Source organism: Rhizobium sp. CC-YZS058, assembly GCF_034720595.1.
Taxonomy (GTDB): Bacteria; Pseudomonadota; Alphaproteobacteria; order Rhizobiales; family Rhizobiaceae; genus Ferranicluibacter.
The window spans coordinates 863,158-883,559 of the sequence record NZ_JAYESJ010000001.1 but is presented as its reverse complement, the minus strand read 5'-3'; the positions used below and the strand labels follow the sequence as shown (position 1 = coordinate 883,559).

Here is a 20,402-nt window from a genome sequence, read left to right as displayed (position 1 = left end):
AGCGGAAACTGACAAAATGGCCGAGCGGCGCGAGGTGGTGGCGGAAGTCGGGTTGCTGATCTATCCCGACTGTCAGTTGGCAGCCGTCTACGGGTTGACGGATCTGTTCCGGATCGCGAGCCAATGGGTGCCATACCAGGCCGACCATCAGAGAACGGTGCGGGTTTCACACTGGCAGGTCGAGCAGGACGATGTCGTCTGCGTCTGGGATAGCCATCCCGGCGCCGCGCATCGCCTCAGCTATGTCATCGCGCCACCGAGCATCGTCATGCCCGCCAAGATGCAGGCCATGCCTGTTGCGGCGCGCTGGATGGTGGCCAGGCATCACGAAGGTGCCACAGTCGGATCGATCTGCGCCGGCGCCTTCGTGCTGGCCGAGACGGGATTGATCGACGGCCGACGGGTCACCACGCACTGGGCGTTCAGCGATGAACTGGCAGCACGCTATCCGAAGCTGGAACTGGCGGCCGAGCGGATGGTCATCGACGACGGCGACATCGTGACGGCCGGCGGGATTCTCGCCTGGACGGATCTCGGACTGACGCTCGTCGAGAAACTGATGGGCCTACAGACCATGCTGGCGACGGCCCGTTTCCTGCTCGTCGATCCGCCCCGTCGCGACCAGGATCCCTACCGGTCCTTCGCACCCAAATTCGACCATGGCGATACGGCGATCCTGCATGTTCAGCACCATATCCATGCCACGGCATCGCAGGCTCATGAGATCCCGGACCTGGCCGACCGGGCGGGACTGACCGAACGCACCTTCCTGCGCCGGTTCGTCAAGGCGACGGGGCTTCGGCCGACCGAATACATCCAGCAGATCCGTATGATGCAGGCGCGGGACGCCCTGGAGACCACCGGGCTGCCCGTGGCCCAGATCGCCTGGAACGTCGGCTATTCCGACGGTGCGGCCTTCCGAAAGATCTTCCTGCGTGTCACCGGACTGAAACCGACGCAGTACCGCCAACGCTTCGGACTTCGCTCGGAGCTCAGCGCATAGCGCCGACCTCTTCCCGGATCTTCGGCCCGCTACGGACCCAGCTCACTAACGGCGTACATGGCAACGAAGAGCTGCCACTCCCTACTCCCTACTGCCTCCTCGCTCCTCACCGCTTCCCCTTCGGCACCGTCCCTGCAGCGTCGAAGAACCCCTCCCACGGATCCTGCTTCAGGGCGGCCAGTCGGTTGGGGACAGTATCGACGGTGAAGCTGGCCGGGCCGATCGCGTCGGTCAGCTCCTCCCAGGCGATCGGAGTCGAGACGGCGGCGCCGGGGCGTGCCCGGGTGGAAAAGGGAGCAACGGCGGTGGCGCCGCGGCCATTGCGCAGATAGTCGATGAAGATGCGGCCCTTGCGCTTGGCCTTGGTGGCGACCGCGAGATATTTGTCGGGCTCTGCCCGCGCGGCGGCCGTGGCGAGCGCCTTGGCATAGGCCTTGACCGCGACCCAGTTGGCTGAAGGCTTGAGCGGCACCACCACATGCAGGCCCTTGCCGCCCGAGGTTTTGACGAAGGCGGTAAGGCCGTCCGCCTCGATCAGCTGTTTCAGAAGCTGCGCGCCTTCGATGACCGCCGACCAGGCCACATCCTCGCCGGGATCGAGATCCATGGTGATCATGTCCGGCTTTTCCAAAGCCTTGGTGGTGGCACCCCAGGGGTGGATTTCGAGCGTTGCCGATTGCACCAGCGCCGCCAGGCCATCGAAATCGAGAATGCGCAGCAGCGGCTCGCCGCTCTTGTCCTTCGCATCCTTGATCTGCCCGACAGCCTTGTTCATGCCCCGCCAGGCATGTTTCTGGAAGAAGCGCTGCTTGCCGTCGATCCCGTCCGGGCAGCGCAGCAGCGAGAGCGGCCGGTCGACCACGAAAGGCGCCATGAAGGGCCAGACCTGGGCATAGTAGTCCGCCAACCCCTGTTTGGTGACGCCCTCCTTCGGCCAGTAGATCCGGTCGGGATGGGTCAGCGCGATGCGCGCCTTGGGTGGGGCAGGCACCGTGGTCTTCGCCTTGCCGGACGCGCGCTTCGGCGCTTCCGTTGAATCTTTCGTCTCGCGTATCACCGCCTCCGCGCCCTTGTCCTCCCGCAGACCGCGGAAGGCGGCGTGGCGCAGATTGCCATCGGCCGACCAGGCGCGGAACTCGACCTCGGCGACCAGCTTCGGCGCGACATAGACGAGTCCGCGCCGCGCATCGGCCGTCAGCTTCTCGGAAAACGGGCTCTTTTCCTCTTCAAGCGGCGACAGCAGCTCGAACAGGCGTTCGGCCATGCTGCGCGTGAAACCGGTGCCGACGCGCCCCACATGCCGCAGCGCCTTGCCTTCGTAGACGCCGAGCGCCAGCGCGCCGATCGCATGGTCGGAGGTAGAGGATGGCGCATAGCCGCCGATGACGAATTCCTGCCGCTCGGAGCATTTCGACTTGATCCAGAGCTTCGAACGCCCGGATTCATACGCGCTGTCCCGATCCTTGGAGATCACGCCCTCAAGGCTTAGGCGGCAGGCATGGGTCAGCACCAGGTTGCCGTCATCCTCGAAATGATCCGAGAAGCGCAGCAGCGGGTCGTCGCTGCGCAGCAATTTCTCAAGCAGCGCCTTGCGCGCAACGAGCGGCGCCTTGCGGACATCGTGCCCGTCGAGATGCAGGCAGTCGAAGAGATAGAAGCGAAAGCGATCGCTGCGGCCTTCGCTCAGGTCCTCCTGCAAGGCGGAAAAATCGGACGCGCCATTGCCGCGCTCCACGACGATCTCGCCATCGAGCAGCGCCGTTTCGACCGGCAGCGCGGCAAGCGCATCAGAGATGGCCGGGCCGAACCGTGCCGTCCAGTCGAGCCCGCCGCGGGTGAGCAGCGTGACGGCGCCATGGTCGATGCGCGCCTGCAGACGGTAGCCGTCGAACTTGATCTCATGCAGCCAGCGCGTGCCGGCCGGTGGCTTGGCCTTGAGCGTGGCGAGCGCCGGCTGGACGAAGTCCGGCAGCGCGCTCTTGCGCGCCCCCTTCGGCCATTCATGCGCCTGTGCCTTGGCCGCGGAGGAAGCTGACGTCTTGCCGGCCGCCGGGCCGGACGCCTTGCGGGTCTTCCTCGATGAGGAGGCCGCGTTCTCCGCCCCGTCCTTCCCCCTGGAGTTCCAGGTATCCTCCGGCGCCGCCTTGACCTCATCGAGCGTGCGGCCGGATTTGACGGAGTCGGGGCGTTCTTTAAGCAGCGCTTCGCCCTTGCCTGGCCGCGCCTCCTCGTCGTCTCCCTTGATCAGCAGCCAGTTCTCGCGCGTTTCGCCAGGCCGTCCATGCATGCGCACCAAATGCCAGCGGCCCTTCAGCTTCTCGCCCTCGAGTGTGAATTCGAGGTGCCCTTTCTTGTAGGATTTTTCGAGATCGTGGATCGGGCTCCAGGTTCCTCGGTCCCAGACGATCACCGTGCCGCCGCCATACTGGCCCTTGGGAATGATGCCTTCGAAATCATTGTAGGAGAGCGGGTGGTCCTCGACATGCACCGCGAGGCGCTTGTCTTCCGGGTCGAGGCTGGGGCCCCGCGTCACCGCCCAGCTCTTCATCACGCCGTCCACCTCCAGGCGGAAGTCGTAATGTAGCCGGGTGGCATCGTGCTTCTGCACGACGAAGCGCCGCTCTCCCTTCGCACCCGCGGCTTCGGTTTCGCCTTTCGGTTCCGGCGTCTGGTCGAAGCGACGTTTGGCGTTGTAGGTGGCGAGACTCATGGCTCAGCCCGCCTTGCGGCTTGTGGCGGCCGCGCTCCTGCCGCCCTTCCCGCTCTTGCCCGTCTTGCCGCCCGCCTCCACGCTGCGGCGCAGCGCCTCCTTCAAATCGACGATGTTGTCGCGCTTCTCGACCTTGCGCTTCGGCAGCGTCTTGCCGGCAATCTTGGCCTGCACCAGCTCGGTCAGCGCGTCATTGTAGCGATCGGTATAGGCATGAGGATCGAAGCGGCCGGACTTGGTCGCGATGATATGCCCGGCGAGATCCAGCATCTCGTCATCCATCTTGACGTCGGGAATGGACTTGAAGGCGGTCTTGGCCGAGCGGACCTCGTAGTCGAAATTGAGCGTGGTCGCGACCAGCGTGTCGCCCTGCGGGCGGATCAGGAGCGTCCGGTTGCGGCGGAAAAGGATCGCCTCGCCGATCGCCGCCATGCCATCGGCGGCCATGGCGCGGGCAAGCGCCGCCATGGTCTCTCCATCATGATCGCCGACGGGTGCGAGGTGATAGGGCCTGTCGAAATAGAGCGTGTCGACGGCTTCGAGCGGCAAGAAGCGCTTGAGCGTGATCGTCTTGTCGTTCTCCGGCATCAGCGCGGCCAGTTCATCGCCCTCGATGGTGATGTAATCGCCATTGTCGAGCGCATAGCCCTTGATCTGGTCGTCCCGCTCGACCGGCTTACCGGTTTCGCTGTCGACGAACTGCCGCTCGACCCGATGGCCGGTCTTGCGGTTGATGATATTGAAGGAGATCTTCTCGGTGGACGACAGCGCCGAATAGAGCCCGACCTCGCAGGAGATCGACCGAAACTTCAACGTCCCCTTCCAACTCGCCCGCCGCGTCATCCACACACCCCGCCTCAGGTTCTTCCACTCGATGCTACAACGAACGGAGGGTGCGGCGGTTCCAAGGGAGCCAATCCGCTGCCAGATGGGTCCGGCAGACAGCGAAGGAATGCCGGTCCACTCCGAGCCGGCAGGGCGTGATCGATAAATCCAACTTTATCGATCACGTCACACAGCGCCAGCATCCCGCCGCTCCACCCCACGCCGGTGAGCGCTGATCGCCTCCCTCAGGCCGTCTCCGCCTGCGTGCCGGATCGGACGATGCGGACGGGGACGGATTTGGCGGCGGGTACCTTGCTCTTTTCCGCATGCTGCCAGAGCGGGATGAGGCCGTTGGCTTCCGGATAATAGGCGCCGGTGCAGCCGTCCGGAATGTCATAGGGCACGACGCGAAGCCCGTCGAGCCGACGCTCGACATTGTCGTCCGCCACCGTTTCGAGAGAGACGATCTCGGCCTCGCGGACGCCGAGCCGGGCCATTTCCTTTCGGTTGAGGAAGAGCACCATACGGGTGCCGTCCACGCCGCGGAAGCGGTCGTCATAGCCATAGACGGTGGTGTTGAACTGGTCGTTGGAGCGCAACGTCATCAACCGGAGCACGTCCGGCCCGTCTTCGGCAAAGCTTGCCGAAAGCGCGCCCGGCAGCTTGAATTCCGCCTTGCCGCTCTCGGTCTTCCAGATTCGGTCGCGCACCGGCAACGGCTTTTCCATGCCTCCGGGCGTGTGCATACGGGCGTTGAAGTCCTTGAAGAGATCCGGATAGGTCGCCTCGATGGCGTCGCGCGCCGTGGCGTAATTCGCAACCCAGCCGTCCCACGGGACCTTCGGGTTCGGCTCCAGGCAGGATTTGGCGAGTTCGGCGACGATCCGCGGCTCGGAGAGAAGATGCGGCGAGGCCGGCTCGTGGAAGCCGCGCGAGCCATGGAAGCAGGAGGTGCTGTCTTCCATGCTCACCGTCTGCGGCCCCGTCGCCTGCCGGTCGATCTCGGTGCGGCCGAGGCAGGGCAGGAGATAGGCGACGCGGCCGTTGAAGAGATGGCCGCGATTGAGCTTGGTCGCCACTTGGACGGTGAGCCGCATCTTCGGCCAGTGCTCCTCCATAAGCCGCTGTTCGGGAACGGCGCGCAGGAAATTGCCGCCAAGGCCGATAAAGGCATCCACCGTGCCGTCGATGATGCCCTGGCAGGCGTCCACGGTCGACAGGCCATCCTCGCGCGGCGGCTCGAAATCATAGAGTTCGGCGAGCCTATCGAGAGGCACGAGATGGGCCTTTTCGGCAATGCCGACCGTGCGCTGGCCCTGGACGTTGGAATGGCCGCGCACCGGACAGATGCCTGCGCCATCCCGGCCGAGATTGCCGCGCAGCATCAGGAGGTTGACGAGCACCTGCACGGTCTCGACGCCGCGCTTGTGCTGGGTGAGCCCCATGCCGTAGATACCCATCACCGCCTTGGAGGTCAGGTAAACGCCGGCGGCCTCGGTCATGGCGGCACGCGGCAGGCCGGATTCCCGTTCGAGCTCGGACCACTCCTGCGCCCGGACATAGTCGATGAAGGCCTGTGCCCCTTGCGTGTGCTCGGCCAGGAACTCACGGTCGAGTACGCCCGAACCGCCCTTGGCGAGGTCGACATCGTCCGCCTCGATCACCGCCTTCGCCATGCCGACAATGGCCGCGATATCGCCGCCGGCCTTGACCTGATGATATTGGCAGGAAATCTCCGTGGCATGTTCCACGGTCATCTGCAGCGGGCTTTGCGGATTGACGAACCGCTCGAGCCCGCGCTCCTTCAGGGGGTTGAAGGTGACGATGCGGGCGCCGCGCTGCACGGCTTCCTGCAACTGGTGCAGCATGCGAGGGCTGTTGGAGCCCGGGTTCTGGCCGAAGAAGAACATGGCGTCAGCCTGGTCGAAATCCGAAAGCCGGACGCTGCCAACTGGCTGGCCGATGCTTTCCGCCAGACCGACCGAGGTCGATTCATGGCACATGTTGGAACTGTCGGGCAGGTTGTTGTTGCCGTAGAGCCGCGCCATCAGCGCATACATGTAGGAGGTTTCAAGCGAGGCGCGGCCGGAGGCGTAGAAGACGGTACGTTTGGGATCCTGCGCACGGATCTCCTTCAGCTCGCGGCCAATGGCGCGGAAGGCGTCCTCCCAGCTCGTCTCGACATAGCGGTCGGTTGCGGCGTCGTAGCGCATCGGATGGGTCAGTCGCCCGGTGCGTTCGAGAGTATAGTCGTCCCAGCCCTTCATCTCCTCCACCGTATGTTTGGCGAAGAGCTCCGGCGTGGCGCGATCCGGCGTCAGCTCCCAGAAGGTGGCCTTGGCGCCGTTCTCGCAGAACTCGGCCGGGTGGGGCTTGGCAGGCTTGGCCCAGGCGCAGCTGACGCAGGCGAAGCCATCCGGCTTGTTCTGCAGGGCGAGACCGCGGATGACCGAGGCGGGGCGGCCGTTTTCCTTCGCCTGGCGCAGGAGCGACTTGACGGAACCCCAGCCGCCGGCAGCGCCGGTATAAGTCGTGATCTTGGGTACCTCGGACATGAGCGGTCTCCATGCGCAGCGGAAGGGCGCGGCAGAAGCGCCGCACAAGCGTGAACGGCCGGTCGCGCGCAACGTTCCGCCGCGCGGTCCGGCCAGGAAGGAAGCTATGGCGTGGCGCCCGCTTGGAAAGCGGCGGGCACCAAAAGTTTCGACCGGTTTTCCGGCTTTTGTCTGTTAGCGAAGCCTTGCCAGCCGGCCACACCGCGACATATTGCCTCTTGAACCCACGACACTCCGCGACATGCGGCCTTGACGGCCGACCGGGACGGACAAGCGGGACCGCCAGCCCCTTCGACCCGGCCCCTTCCGAACCAGGGCCACAGCCACGGAGCGACGGATACTTTGCGACAGCCTCTCCCGCCCGCGCGCCGCCTGCCTGGGAACGCACCTCCGTCCGCATCCACCGGGCGCTGTCGTCCGCCGGTTCTGATTACGCTCGCCCTTGTCGCTCCGCTTGCGACCCCCCTTTCCGGATGCAGCGGTCGGCAGTCTGCGCTCGACCCGGCGGGAACCGAGGCAGGCGCGGTCCACGACCTCTTCTTCGTCATGCTGATCGGCGGCGCGGTTATCTGGACGCTGGTCATGGCCCTTCTGCTCTATGCCGGCCGCAGCCGCCCGGAGCCCGTCTCCGCCAAGACGGCCAACCGGCTGATCCTGTGGGGCGGCGTCGCCTTTCCCGTCACCGTGCTTTTCCTGCTGCTCGCCTATGCCGTCTGGCTGATGCCGCAGGTCAGGCCCTGGCTCGGCGCCGGGCCCACGGGCGAGCCGCAGATCGAGGCGACGGGCGAACAGTTCTGGTGGCGGCTGCGCTATCTGGAAGGGCCAGGCCAGCCGGGCTTCGAGACCGCCAACGAGCTGCGCCTGCCGGTCGGCGAGCGGACGATCTTTGCCCTTGAAGCGGCCGACGTCATCCACTCCTTCTGGATTCCGACGCTCGGCGGCAAGATGGACATGATCCCCGGCCGCACCAACATCCTGTCGCTGGAGCCGACCCGGACCGGCACCTTCCGCGGGCCCTGCGCCGAGTTCTGCGGAACCTCCCATGCGCTGATGGCCTTCACCGTGGTGGTCATGGAGCGGGCCGACTATGACAGCTGGCGGGCAGCACAAGCGGCGGGCCATCCCGCCGTGCCGCAAGCGCTGCAGGCCGGGCGCGATCTCTTCTTCCGCCATGGCTGCGCGGCCTGCCACGCGATCAACGGCACGGCGGCGATCGGCCGTGTCGGGCCGGACCTGACCCGGATCGCCAGCCGCGGCACGCTTGCCGCCGGCACGCTGTCGAACACGCCGGACAACCTCGCCCGCTTCATCCGCGATCCGGGCGCCGTCAAGCCGGGCGTGAAGATGCCCGCCTATACCATGCTGCCTGCGGCCGAGATCGATGCCATCGCCGCCTATCTCGGAGACTTGCGATGAGCAGCGTCGATCTGGCGAGCCTGAAGGAAAACGAGTTCTCGGAGGAGGAGCGCGAGGCGCAGGAGGAGCGGCTGCGCGCTGTGTGGGAAACGCCGAAGGGCTGGCGCTACTGGACCTCGGTCAACAACACCGAAATCGGCCTCTGGTACGGCGCCACCGCCTTCATCTTCATGCTGTTTGCCGGCCTGCTCGGCCTCATGGTGCGCGTGCAGCTCGCCGTGCCGGAGAACAGCTTCATCTCCGCCGATCTCTTCAACCAGGCCTTCACGCTGCACGGGACCATCATGATGTTCCTGTTTGCCGTGCCGATCTTCGAGGCGGTGGCCGTCTATCTCCTGCCCTCGATGCTTGGCACGCGCGAGCTGCCCTTCCCGCGGCTCTCCGCCTTCGGCTATTGGAGTTTCGCGCTCGGCGGCGTCTTCGTCTGCGGCTCGATCTTCTTCAATGCCGCGCCCAACACCGGCTGGTTCATGTACCCGCCGCTCGCCACAGACAAGGAAACGGCCGGCATCGGCGCCGACATCTGGCTGCTCGGCCTCTCCTTCATCGAGGTGGCCTCGATCGCCGCGGCCGTGGAGCTGATCGTCGGCATCATGAAATGCCGGGCGCCCGGCATGCGCATCAACATGATGCCGCTCTTTGCCTGGTATCTGCTGATCGTGGCGGGCATGATCCTCTTCGCCTTCCCGCCGCTGATCGCCGGCGACATCCTGTTCGAGATGGAACGGATGTTCAACTGGCCGTTCTTCGACGTCGCGCGCGGCGGCGATCCGCTGCTCTGGCAACACCTCTTCTGGATCTTCGGCCATCCGGAGGTCTACATCATCTTCCTGCCGGCCATCGCCATCATGGCCATGGTGGTCCCGACCTTCTCGCGCCGGCCGATCGTCGGCTATTCCTGGATCGTGCTTGCTGCCGTGGGTACCGGTTTCTTGAGCTTCGGCCTGTGGGTCCACCACATGTTCGCGACCGGCCTGCCGCAAATGTCGCTCGCCTTCTTCTCGGCCGCGTCCGAAGCCGTGGCAATCCCGACAGGGGTGCAGATCTTCGTCTTCATCGCCACCATGCTCGCCGGCCGGGTCATCTTCTCGACACCGATGCTGTTCGGAGCGGGCGGGCTGGCGATCTTCATCATCGGCGGGCTGACCGGCGTCATGGTGGCGCTGGTGCCCTTCGACTGGCAGGCGCATGATACTTATTTCGTCGTGGCCCATCTCCATTACGTGCTGATCGGCGGCATGCTCTTCCCGGTCGTTGCCGGCATCTACTACTACTACCCCCTGCTCGACGGAAAGAAGCTCTCCGACCGGCTCGGCAAGATCGCCTTCTGGCTGATGTTCGTCGGCTTCAACACCGCCTTCTTTCCCATGCATTTCGCCGGATTGCGCGGCATGCCGCGCCGGGTCTTCACCTATCCCGCCGATATTGGCTGGGACTGGTTCAACCTGATCTCGACCATCGGCGCCTTCATCTTCGCGGCCGGCGTCGGCACGGTGCTGATCGATGTCGTGCGCCCCAAGGGGAAACAGCCGCGCTGCGGCGACAATCCCTGGGGCTCCGGCACGCTGGAATTCATCTCCGAGCCGGATGAAACCTGGGGCGTGCGTTCGGTGCCGATCATCACCAGCCGCTACCCGGTCTGGGATCAGCCCAATCTCATCGAAAAAATGCGGGCTGCCCGCTACTTCCTGCCGGACGCCAAATCGGGTGCGCGCGAAACGCTGGTGACGACGGTGCTGGATGCGCGGCCGGTGCAATGCCTGCGCGTCGGCGGCACCTCGATCGTCACCATGGTCGCGGCCTTCATGCTTGGCGGCGTCTTCATCGCGCTCACCTTCCACTGGTGGATTCCGACCATCCTCTTCGCCATCGGCACGCTCATCGCCATCCTCTACTGGCTGTGGACGGGAACGGCCGAAGTGCCGAAGGAGGAGGACTATGATGTCGGCATGGGCGTGCGCCTGCCGGTCTATGCCTCCGGTCCGGATTCGGTCGGCTGGTGGGCCATGTTCATCACCATGGTCGGCGACGGCACCGCCTATGCGAGCCTGATCTTCTCCTATTTCTTCTTCTGGACCATCCATGACGACTTCACCAACGGCATCGAGGGACCGGGCGCCGTCTGGCCGATGGTGGCGCTCACCGCCTTTGCGCTGGCCTGGGCAGGCATGCTTGCGGCGCGGCGCGTCAACAGGGCCGAGCAGCGCCAGATGACGCAGGTCCTGCTCGCCCTCTCGGCGCTGCTTGCGCTTGCCGGCTGCCTCGCCGGGCTTGCCGGGCCCTTTCTCGCCGGCATGGACCCGACCCAGCATTCCTATCCGGCCATCGTTTGGGTGGTGGCGATCTGGACCGTCGTGCATGGCGCGGTGGGTGTCCTCATGCAGCTCTATTGCCTGGCCCGCAGCCTCACCGGCCGGCTGACGGCGCGCTACGACATGGATCTCGGCAATGTCGTGCTTTACTGGCACTTCATGGTGATCACCGCCGTCACCGCCTTCGCGGTCATCGGCCTCTTCCCGCTGGTGAGGGCGTGATGCGGTTCATCAAGGAAATCGAGACCTTCTGGACCCTCTTCACCGCGCCCACCGTCTGGGCGCTGCATTTCCTCGTCTGCTACGTCGCCTTCGCGGTCTATTGTGCCAAGCAGGGGGCGCTGGCGCTCTCCTTCGACACGATGCGGCTCGGGCTGGCCTTCGTGACGGTGGTTGCTCTGGCGATGATCGTGCTGGCCGGCTGGCTTGCCTGGCGGCAATGGGGGTTCGGCACCGACGATCCGCCGCATGACGACCCGACGGACGAGGACCGCCGCAAGTTCCAGGGCTTCGCAACGCTGCTTCTCTCGGGCCTGAGCTTCATCGCCGTTCTCTACACGGCCGTGCCGCTGCTCTTCATCGCGGCCTGCCAGTCATGACCGCGCCGCGCCGTTCCCTCCTCCTTGCCGGCCTCTTCGTGTCCGCCCTGATCGTGGTGGCGATCGCGGCGAGTTGGGGGGAAGGCTCCTTTGCCGCGCATATGGTGATCCATATGGCGCTCGTCGCCATTGCCGCGCCGCTGCTGGCAGCCGCCCTTTCGGGCACGACATACGATGTCACGCGTCACCTCTCCTGGCTGACGCCGCTTAATGCCTCGCTCCTCGAACTGCTCATCGTCTGGCTCTGGCATGTGCCGGCCATGCGGGTGCTGGCGGAAAGCCACGCCATCTTCGCGCTCCTGGAACAGGCGATGTTCCTCGGCGGCGGCCTACTCTTGTGGTTCGCCTGTCTGGGCGGGCGGGCCGATGGGCGGATGGGTCGGCAACTGGCAGGCGCGATCGGACTCGTCTTCACCTCCATGCACATGACGCTGCTCGGCGTGCTGCTCGCCCTCAGTCCCCGCCCGCTCTATGCCAGCGGCACGGTCACCTGCTTCGGCCTGCCGCTCAGCGCCGAACTCGACCAGCAGGCAGGCGGCGTGGTGATGCTGCTCGTCGGTGCCGTTTCCTATCTTGTCGGCGGCGTTGCGCTGCTCGCGGGCATTCTCGGCCCCGATGCCGCCGAGCGGGACATGACCGGCCGGATCAGGGAGGATGCCGCATGAGGCTGCGTCTCAGACATCTCGTTGCAACACTGATCGCCCTGCCGGTTCTCGGCCTTCTCGTCGGATGGCTGGGCCTGGTGCCGATCGGCGCCTCGGGCGGCCATTGGGCGGCAACCGACTGGTTCCTGCACTGGGTCATGCGCAATTCCGTGCGCACCGCCGCGCTCGGCACCGCTACGCCGCCGCTGGAGGATCCAGCCATGCTGCCGCTTGGTGCCGGGCACTTCGAGGTCGGCTGCGCCGTCTGCCACGGATCGCCGGCGCAGGATCGCTCGGCCGCAGCCCTTGCCATGCTGCCGCCGCCGCCGGTCTTAAGCGAGGTCGTGCCGACCTGGACCGACGCGCAACTGTTCGAAATCGTCCAGCACGGTGTCCGCTTCACCGGCATGCCCTACTGGCCGGTGCGCAATCGCGAGGATGAGGTCTGGTCGATCGTCGCCTTCCTGCGCCAGCTGCCGGAGATGGATGCCGCGACCTATCGCCAGTTCGCGGGCCTCGCCGAGACCACGCCCGGCGCGGTCGAGCCGCCGGCGCTGACCTGCGATGGATGCCACGCCGAGGAGCGGCTGACCGGCCGCAGCCTCATCCCCTCGCTTGCCGGGCAGTCGGAGGCCTATCTGCTCGACAGCCTGCGCGCCTATAGCGAGGGGACGCGGGCAAGCGGCGTCATGGCAGTGGCGATCAGCGCGCTGAAAGACGAGGAGCTGCCGGCGTTGGCCTCCGCCTATGCCGAGCGCGCCCGTCGACGCCAGGAGCCGGCCGAGGCGAAGCCGGCGATGGCCGAGCTCGGACGAAAGCTCGCCGAACTGGGCGACCCCGCACGCCGCATCCCCGCCTGCCTCTCCTGCCACGAAAAACCGGACGCCAACCCCGCCTTCCCCCGCCTCTCCGGCCAGTCCGCCCCCTATCTGCAAAGCCAGCTGCGCCTCTTCGTCGCCAAGACCCGCGGCGGCGGGCCCTATCGCCAGCTGATGCAGCAGGCCGCCGAACATCTGGAGGAAGCCGACATCCAGGCCCTGGCCGCCTATTTCTCAGCGCGGCCGTGAGGGGCATCGGAACAGGCGCAGACGCCTCTGCCTATTGACAGAACAGCCCTATTTACGAATCTTCTTATAAAAACGCGCATCTCGGCTGCTTCGAGAGTGCGGAGGCTTGGCTGTTCGGGGACGAGGAATGGACCTGATCGATGCAGACGGACGGGTAACGCGCTGGCCTCGCAAAAGAGAACAGCGACTGATTGTGCTCGACCACCTCGCCGCCCTGTTCGAACGGGGCCGGTCATACCCAGAGAAAGAGATCAACGAGATCCTCAAGGCCGGCCACCTGTTTGGCGACTGGGCCCTGCTTCGACGCGAACTCTTCGAAAGCGGTCGGCTCGACCGAGATGCGAAAAGCGGGCTCTACTGGCGGATTTGACTGAGACCCTCACGGGTGCCTATCGCCCGTCTCACGCCGCCGCTGCGGCGCGCTCGCGAAAGGGTCGAGGGCAGCTCGAGACGAGTTCGCCCCCGACCGCTGTCACTCAGCGCGCGATATCGCCCTGCATGTTGCGGGCCGACTGGCGGGTTGTGTCCTGCGTGTCGTCTTCGGCGTCGTCTTGGGCATCCGCACTGTTGGCCGGGTCGAGTTCGTGCGTGCCGCCGTCGAGCATTGCGCTGCCGTAGAGCTCGCGTTCGGCGTCCTGCCAATGGCGTTCGTGGCTGCCGTGGCTGCCGCCATCCTTTTCCCAAAGTTCGTAGGCGCGCGCGCGGATGCGCTCTTCGCGGTTGTCGTCCTGCGGCCGGTCCTGATCCATGGTCGGTCTCCTTATCCTCGAGCGCCCTGATCGAAGGGCATCGCGAATGAAACATCAGCACTTGCCCATTGTTCCCGCTGTACCGGGCGCAAAGGGGGAACATTCGCAGACATCCTGGGTTTGCTTCTCACGTGACGAACGCCTGGAAGGAGGAGAGACCATGCAACCCGTCAGAGAACCGAAGACGAAGGGGCCCTATGAGGGCCGGAGCGAGGACTGCCAGGAAGCCATCGGCAGCAAGCTGCAGATGATCACCGAAGCGGCCATGCATGCCGGTTGGACGCGCGAGGACATCCGCGCCGCCTTCTGCGCGCTCCTGTCGGAGTTCAAGGACCGCGACGAGCAGCAGCAGGCCGCGTGACCGGCCGGAACTCGATGCCGCAAACACCCAAGCAAGGAGACAACGAATGGCCGATGCCGTGAAAAGCAATGCCGCCCCCGGGACGACAGACGAACTGCCGCGCTGGGAAGGGCCGCAGTCCACGCGCCCGAGCAGCTACCTGCCGGCCGCCGATGACCCGGACCGGGCCACCGATGCCAATGGCGAGACCAATGCCGCGCCGGAACGCGCCAAGGTTTCCGACGCCGGCAAGGTCAAAGGGGACTGAGCGATGAGCGACAAACCTGCCGCCGAGAAGGACGCCGCCGGCGCCTTCACCCGCCCGACCATCGGGCGAACCAATGACGGCGTGTCCAGCGCCAAGCCGACGGTCATCACCGGCTCCGAAGACGCCACCGAGCATCGCGAGCCGCCGCCGCGGGAGAAATCCGCAAAGGATTTCGACCTGAACTTCAAGGAACGCGACGCGAGCGCCGGCGATCCGAACAAGGCGTGACGATGAGTCCGAACGATAAGAGGCCGGCAGCCCGTTAAGGGTATGCCGGCTGCTTTGCGTCAGGCCGCGGCCAGAGCGCGGTTGTTGCGGGAGAGGTAGAGGATGCCCTTCTGCAAAAGGATGAAGGCGAAGAGCAGCACGCCGATCAGGATCTTCGTCCACCAGGATGACAGCGTGCCGTCGAAGGTGATGTAGGTCTGGATGAGGCCCTGGATCAGAATGCCGACCAGCGTGCCGGCGACGAAGCCGGACCCGCCCGAAAGCAATGTTCCGCCGATCACCACCGCCGCGATCGCATCGAGCTCGACGCCCACGGTCGCCAGCGAATAGCCGGCCGAGGTGTAGAGCGAGAAGACGATGCCGGAAATGCCGGCGAGCAGGCCCGAGAAGGCATAGATGAGGATCGTCGTCGCCGCTGTCGGAACCCCCATCAGCCGCGCCGTCGCTGTGCCGCCGCCGAGTGCGTAGACATTGGTGCCGAAGCGGGTGCGATGGGCGATCAGGATGCCGGCCGCAAAGACCAGCAGCATCAGCCCGCCGATCAGGGTCAGGCGACCGCCGCCGGGAAGCTTGATGTAGAGGCTCTTCAGCGTCGAATAGAAGGGATGGCGGATCGGGATCGAATCGATCGACAGGACGAAGGCCATGCCGCGCGCGAGAAACATGCCGGCAAGCGTGACGATGAAGGCCGGCATTTCCAGATAGTGGATGATCGCCCCCATGATCGCACCGAAGGCGGTCGTGAGGATCAGCGCCAGCGCGAAGGCGGCCAGCGGATGGATCGAGGTGGTCTCGAGCAGCACGGCCAGGAAGACGCCGGTGAAGGCGATGACCGAGCCGATCGACAGATCGATGCCGCCGGAGAGAATGACGAAGGTCATGCCGACCGCGGCGATGCCGAGAAAGGCGTTGTCGGTCAGGAGATTGCCGATGACCCGCGTTGAGAACATCGCCGGGAACTGGATCGTGCAGAGCACGTAGCTCAGCACGAAGATCAGGATCGTCGCGGCCAGGGGAAGGTGACGGGCTTTCATTTCGCTTTGCTCCCAATGGCAGGCTTCGGACCTTCGACCGGCGTGTTCGGCCGGTCGTCGCGGCGCGAGAAGAAGGCGAGCGTGCCCTGCAGCTTCGGCGACTGCAGAAGCAGGATGAAGACGATGATCGCCGCCTTGATGATGAGATTGAACTCCGGCGGGAAGCCGGACAGCAGGATACCGGTGTTGATCGCCTGGATGATCATGGCACCGAGCAGCGAGGCGGCGATGGAGAAGCGCCCGCCGAGGAGCGACGTCCCGCCAACGACGACCGCGAGGATCGCATCCAGCTCCAGCCAGAGCCCGGCATTGTTGGCATCCGCGCCGCGAATATCCGCCGCCGCGATGATGCCGGCGGTGGCGGCGCAGAGGCCGGACAACACGTAGGCCGCGATCAGCAGGATCGGGGTGGAAACGCCCGACAGCGTCGAGGCGCGCCGGTTGACGCCGATCGACTCGATCAGCATGCCGAGCGCGGTGCGACGGACGAGCAGCGCCACGAGCAGGCCGGCCATCAGCCAGATGACGACGGGCATCGGCAGGTAGAAGAGCGAGCCGGAGCCGATGAAGATCAGGCCGGGATCGTTGAAGGTCAGGATCGCGCCGCCGGTGACCATCTGCGCGATACCACGACCAGCGACCATCAGCACCAGCGTGGCGATAATCGGCTGAATGTCCAAAAGTGCGACCAGCACGCCGTTCCACAAGCCGCAGGCAAGGCCGACACCGACGGTGATCAGCAGCGTCAGCGGAAGCGAGACGCCGGAGGTAATGCAGGAGGCGGCGACCGCGCCGCAGATCGCCATGACCGCACCGACCGAGAGATCGATGCCCTTGGTGGCGATGACGACCGTCATGCCGATCGCCAGCAGCGCCACGGGCGCCCCGCGGTTCAGGATATCGATCAGGCTGCCATAGAGCCTGTCGTTTTGGACGGCCAGGTTGAAGAAGCCCGGAAAGGCGATCGAGATCAGGCCGAGGATGATGGCCAGTGCGATCAGCTGCGGGAGAAGGCGCCGGCTATAGGCGCTGAGCATCGACATTATGCGGCCTCCGTCTTGTGGGCGGTGGCGATCGCATTGACGATGCCGTCCGTGGTGATGGCCTCGCCGGTAAGCTCGGCCACATGTTCATGGTCGCGCAGCACGATGACGCGGTGGCTATAGACGACCAGCTCCTCGATTTCCGAGGAGATGACGACCAGCGCCATGCCCTTCTGACAGAGCTCTTCGATCAGGCGGATGATTTCGGCGTGGGCACCGACGTCGATGCCGCGGGTCGGCTCGTCGAGGATCAGGAAATCGGGATCGGTCGCCAGCCAGCGGGCGAGGATCGCCTTCTGCTGGTTGCCGCCCGAAAGCAGCTTGATCGGCTTTTCGCGATCGGAGGTGCGGATATCGAGCGCCTTGATGTAGTGATCGGCGAGCCGGTCCTGTTCGGCGCGCGAGATCGGCCGCGCCCAGCCGCGCCGCGCCTGCAGGGCGAGCGCGATGTTCTCGCGCACGGAGAGATCGCCGATGATGCCGTCTGTCTTGCGATCCTCGGGACAGAAGCCGAATTTCTGCCGAATGGCCGCGCGCGGCGAGGAGAGATCGACTGGTTTGTCGTCGATTTCCGCCGTGCCGCTGTCGGCCTTGCGGGCGCCGAACATGACCTCCGCCGTCTCGGTGCGGCCGGAGCCGAGCAGGCCGGCAATGCCGATCACCTCGCCGGGGCGGACATCGAGATCGAAGGGGTTGATGCGGCCCTTGCGTCCGAAACCGCGGAAGCGGAAGCGGATATCTCCAGCCGAACTCGTATCGGCATGGGCGGCGGAGCGCACCTCCTGCTGCAGCTCGCGCCCGAGCATCATGGCGATCAGATCGAGCCGCTCAAGCCCCGCCGTCTCGCGCGTGCCGACCAGCTGGCCGTTGCGCAACACGGTGATGCGATCGGTGATCTCGAAGACCTGTTCGAGGAAGTGGGTGATGAAGATGATGCCGAGCCCGCGCTCCTTCAGCCGCCGCACGACGCGGAACAGCATGGCGACCTCATGGGCATCGAGGCTGGCGGTCGGCTCGTCGAGGATCAGCACCTTGCCGGACAGATCGACGGCGCGGGCAATGGCGATGACCTGCTGGATGGCGACCGAATAGCTGTCGAGACCCGCGGTCACGTCGATGTCGAGCTCGTAATCCTTGAGGAGTTCGCGCGCCATGCGGTTCATGCGCCGCGTATCGACGAGGCCGAAGAGACGCGGCTGGCGGCCGATATAGAGGTTTTCGGCGACGCTCAGGTTCGGCAGGAGGTTGACCTCCTGATAGACCGTGCCGATGCCGAGGCGCTGGGCATCCAGCGTATCGCGCGGATCGACCTCGGTGCCGTCGAGCGTGATCGTGCCGCCGTCGCGGTGATAGGCGCCGGTCAGGCATTTCACGAGCGTCGACTTGCCGGCCCCGTTTTCGCCGAGCAGGGCATGGACTTCGCCACGGCGCAGCTCGAAATCGACCTTGTTGAGCGCGCGGGCTCCGGGGAAGACCTTGTCGATGCGGCTGGCGGACAGAATGGTGGTGGACTGCATGACCCTCTTTCCGAAAAGCGCGACGGGCAGGCCGGCGGTCGGCGAAGGGCCGATCCTGACAGGCATGCGGGGACGATGGTGTCGCGGGTCGGCGCGGGCTCTTGCCCGGCGCAACGGCGTGCCTGCCGGGTGGATAGCCTCCCGGCAGGCACTGAAATGAAAACGGGTGGAGGCGGGCGACCGATCGGTGAGCCGACACGGACCGGAGAAGCCTGCCCCTCCCCCAGGACCAGGGCTTAGTAGCCGAGACCTTTCTTTTCTTCATAGACCTTCTTCGGATCGTCAGCCTGGGTATAGAGCTTCGATTCCGTCTGGATCCACTTCGGCGGCATCGTGCCGTCCTTCTTGTAGGCGGCGAGCGCGTCGAAGGCCGGGCCGGCCATGTTCGGCGTCAACTCGACGGTGGCATTGGCCTCACCGGCAGCCATGGCCTGGAAGATATCCGGAACGGCGTCGATCGAGACGACGAGGATGTCCGTGCCCGGCTTCAGGCCGGCTTCCTTGATCGCCTGAATGGCGCCGACGGCCATGTCGTCATTGTGCGCATAGAGCGCGCAGATGTTCTTGCCGCCATTTTCGGCCTTCAGGAAGCTTTCCATGACTTCCTTGCCCTTGGTGCGGGTGAAGTCGCCGGTCTGCGAGCGGACGATCTTCAGGTTGTCATGACCCTTCAGCGCTTCTTCGAAGCCCTTCTTCCGGTCGATGGCCGGCGAGGAACCGGTGGTGCCCTGAAGCTCGACGACGTTGCAAGGCTTGCCGGCAACGGTGTCCACCAGCCACTTGCCGGCGACATTGCCTTCATGAACGAGGTCGGAGGTGACCGCCGTCATGTAGAGGTCCTTGTTGGCGTCGACCGTGCGGTCGAGCAGGATGACCGGAATTTCGGCATCCTTGGCTTCCTGCAGCACTTCGTCCCAGCCGGTGGCGACGACCGGCGCGACGAGGATCGCATCGACGCCCTGGGCGATGAAGGAGCGGAGCGCCTTGATCTGGTTTTCCTGCTTCTGCTGCGCATCGGCGAACTTCAGATCGATGCCGCGCTTCTCAGCCTGCTGCTTGGTGAGCGTGGTTTCGGCAGCGCGCCAGCCGGACTCCGAGCCGATCTGCGAGAAGCCGACCGTCATGTCGGCAGCCGAAGCGGCCGAGAAAACGGAGGCAGCAAGGATCGTTGCACAGCTAAGTGCCTTGACGAATTTCATGGATTTCCCTCCCGAGGAATATCGCATCAGTGCGATGCGAGGATTTAGTCATATAGTATGACTATTGTAAAGTACCTTTGTTACCGCTGACCAACAATCCTGGGGCGGCTCCTCCTGCGTGCGTTCTCCCTAACGCAGGCAGTCGGGTCGCACCGGCCAGGAGGCATGGTGCGACCCAATCTTAGTAAGATCAAGCTTTCGTTTCAGCCTGGCCGTAATAGGCGCCGGGGCCGTGCTTGCGCTTGAAATGCTTGGCGAGCAGCTCCGGCTCGATCTCCGGCAGGCGCGGCTCCAACTGCAGCGACATCAGCGCCATCTGGGCGATGCATTCGACCGCGACCGCCACTTCCACGGCCTTCGCCACCGTCTTGCCCCAGGTAAAGGGTGCATGGCGATTGACGAGGACGCCGGGGAAATCGAGCGGATCGAGAGTGCCGATCCGCTCGACGATCACATTGCCGGTCTCCCATTCATAAGCCGTAGCGATCTCCTCTTCCGTCATCTTGCGGGTGACGGGGATCGCGCCGTTGAAATAGTCGGCATGGGTGGTGCCGAAGATCGGGATGGCGCGGCCAGCCTGGGCGAAGGCGGTGGCATGCGATGAATGCGTGTGCACCACGCCGCCGATCTCCGGAAAGGCCATCAGCAGGCGACGATGGGTCGGCGTGTCGGAGGACGGGTTGAGCGTCCCCTCCACCCGCTTGCCTTCGAAATCGACGATGACCATGTCCTCCGGCTTCAGCGCTACATAGTCGACGCCGCTCGGCTTGATGGCAAAGACGCCGCGGGCGCGGTCGACCGCGCTCGCATTGCCGAAGGTGAGGTTGATGAGGCCGTGGCGCGGCAGCGCCACATTGGCCTCGTAAGCCTCCCGCTTGAGTTCGGTATACATG

19 protein-coding genes are annotated in these 20,402 nt (G+C 65.3%); 10 read left to right on the top strand and 9 right to left on the bottom strand.

Annotated features, from left to right (window positions below):
- Positions 1–16: 16 nt before the first annotated feature.
- Entirely contained in the window at positions 17–1,003 is a 987-nt protein-coding gene (locus U8330_RS04290; protein WP_323103898.1) for a GlxA family transcriptional regulator, read from the top strand.
- A gap of 106 nt (positions 1,004–1,109) precedes the next feature.
- On the opposite strand, the gene ligD is transcribed toward U8330_RS04290, so the two are convergent.
- The 3 genes from ligD to U8330_RS04275 form a co-directional block, all read right to left on the bottom strand.
- A complete protein-coding gene (ligD, locus tag U8330_RS04285; RefSeq protein ID WP_323103897.1) occupies positions 1,110–3,713 on the bottom strand; it encodes a DNA ligase D in 2,604 nt (867 codons plus the stop codon).
- 3 nt (positions 3,714–3,716) lie between these two features.
- Positions 3,717–4,556: a Ku protein gene (locus tag U8330_RS04280; protein ID WP_323103896.1), complete on the bottom strand. Its 840-nt coding sequence runs from the start codon at positions 4,554–4,556 to the stop codon at positions 3,717–3,719.
- A gap of 227 nt (positions 4,557–4,783) precedes the next feature.
- Complete coding sequence (locus U8330_RS04275) at positions 4,784–7,093, bottom strand: FdhF/YdeP family oxidoreductase (RefSeq protein WP_323103895.1); 2,310 nt, start codon at positions 7,091–7,093, stop codon at positions 4,784–4,786.
- A gap of 372 nt (positions 7,094–7,465) precedes the next feature.
- Between U8330_RS04275 and coxB the strand changes: the two genes are divergently transcribed.
- The 6 genes from coxB to U8330_RS04245 all read left to right on the top strand — a co-directional run bounded on the left by coxB (position 7,466) and on the right by U8330_RS04245 (position 13,501).
- On the top strand, positions 7,466–8,509 hold the full coding sequence (coxB, locus tag U8330_RS04270) for a cytochrome c oxidase subunit II (protein ID WP_323107158.1): 1,044 nt from the start codon (positions 7,466–7,468) through the stop codon (positions 8,507–8,509).
- The gene (ctaD, locus tag U8330_RS04265) at positions 8,506–11,043 is read left to right on the top strand and encodes a cytochrome c oxidase subunit I (protein ID WP_323103894.1); all 2,538 of its coding nucleotides are present in this window, start codon (positions 8,506–8,508) and stop codon (positions 11,041–11,043) included. The genes coxB and ctaD overlap by 4 nt, the downstream gene beginning before the upstream one ends.
- Positions 11,043–11,420 (top strand): hypothetical protein, encoded by a 378-nt coding sequence (locus U8330_RS04260; RefSeq protein ID WP_323103893.1) that lies wholly within the window; start codon positions 11,043–11,045, stop codon positions 11,418–11,420. The genes ctaD and U8330_RS04260 overlap by 1 nt, the downstream gene beginning before the upstream one ends.
- Positions 11,417–12,085, top strand: a complete 669-nt coding sequence (locus tag U8330_RS04255) for a cytochrome c oxidase assembly protein (protein WP_323103892.1) — start codon at positions 11,417–11,419, stop codon at positions 12,083–12,085. Before U8330_RS04260 ends, U8330_RS04255 begins: the two co-directional genes overlap by 4 nt.
- Positions 12,082–13,131 carry a c-type cytochrome gene (locus U8330_RS04250; protein ID WP_323103891.1) on the top strand — a complete coding sequence of 350 codons (1,050 nt, stop codon included), beginning with the start codon at positions 12,082–12,084 and terminating at the stop codon, positions 13,129–13,131. The genes U8330_RS04255 and U8330_RS04250 overlap by 4 nt, the downstream gene beginning before the upstream one ends.
- Positions 13,132–13,258: 127 nt before the next feature.
- On the top strand, positions 13,259–13,501 hold the full coding sequence (locus tag U8330_RS04245; protein ID WP_323103890.1) for a DUF2087 domain-containing protein: 243 nt from the start codon (positions 13,259–13,261) through the stop codon (positions 13,499–13,501).
- A gap of 106 nt (positions 13,502–13,607) precedes the next feature.
- Here the strand turns inward: U8330_RS04245 and U8330_RS04240 are convergent, their stop codons facing one another.
- Positions 13,608–13,880: a DUF2934 domain-containing protein gene (locus tag U8330_RS04240; protein WP_323103889.1), complete on the bottom strand. Its 273-nt coding sequence runs from the start codon at positions 13,878–13,880 to the stop codon at positions 13,608–13,610.
- A gap of 160 nt (positions 13,881–14,040) precedes the next feature.
- Here U8330_RS04240 and U8330_RS04235 point away from each other — a divergent pair, with 160 nt between their 5' ends.
- From U8330_RS04235 to U8330_RS04225, 3 genes are read left to right on the top strand one after another with little or no spacing between them, the layout of a single operon-like run.
- On the top strand, positions 14,041–14,241 hold the full coding sequence (locus tag U8330_RS04235) for a hypothetical protein (protein WP_323103888.1): 201 nt from the start codon (positions 14,041–14,043) through the stop codon (positions 14,239–14,241).
- 46 nt (positions 14,242–14,287) lie between these two features.
- Positions 14,288–14,488, top strand: a complete 201-nt coding sequence (locus U8330_RS04230) for a hypothetical protein (RefSeq protein ID WP_323103887.1) — start codon at positions 14,288–14,290, stop codon at positions 14,486–14,488.
- Positions 14,489–14,491: 3 nt separating this feature from the next.
- On the top strand, positions 14,492–14,716 hold the full coding sequence (locus tag U8330_RS04225; protein ID WP_323103886.1) for a hypothetical protein: 225 nt from the start codon (positions 14,492–14,494) through the stop codon (positions 14,714–14,716).
- Positions 14,717–14,775: 59 nt separating this feature from the next.
- Here U8330_RS04225 and yjfF read toward each other — a convergent pair whose 3' ends face one another.
- From yjfF to araD, 5 genes are all read right to left on the bottom strand, one after another.
- On the bottom strand, positions 14,776–15,750 hold the full coding sequence (gene yjfF / locus U8330_RS04220; protein WP_323103885.1) for a galactofuranose ABC transporter, permease protein YjfF: 975 nt from the start codon (positions 15,748–15,750) through the stop codon (positions 14,776–14,778).
- Entirely contained in the window at positions 15,747–16,796 is a 1,050-nt protein-coding gene (locus U8330_RS04215) for an ABC transporter permease (protein ID WP_323107156.1), read from the bottom strand. Before U8330_RS04215 ends, yjfF begins: the two co-directional genes overlap by 4 nt.
- Positions 16,793–18,310: a galactofuranose ABC transporter, ATP-binding protein YtfR gene (gene ytfR / locus U8330_RS04210; protein ID WP_323103884.1), complete on the bottom strand. Its 1,518-nt coding sequence runs from the start codon at positions 18,308–18,310 to the stop codon at positions 16,793–16,795. Before ytfR ends, U8330_RS04215 begins: the two co-directional genes overlap by 4 nt.
- A 236-nt stretch (positions 18,311–18,546) precedes the next feature.
- On the bottom strand, positions 18,547–19,509 hold the full coding sequence (gene ytfQ, locus U8330_RS04205) for a galactofuranose ABC transporter, galactofuranose-binding protein YtfQ (protein WP_323103883.1): 963 nt from the start codon (positions 19,507–19,509) through the stop codon (positions 18,547–18,549).
- 190 nt (positions 19,510–19,699) lie between these two features.
- A complete protein-coding gene (gene araD / locus U8330_RS04200; protein WP_323103882.1) occupies positions 19,700–20,401 on the bottom strand; it encodes an L-ribulose-5-phosphate 4-epimerase AraD in 702 nt (233 codons plus the stop codon).
- Position 20,402: the final 1 nt, after the last annotated feature.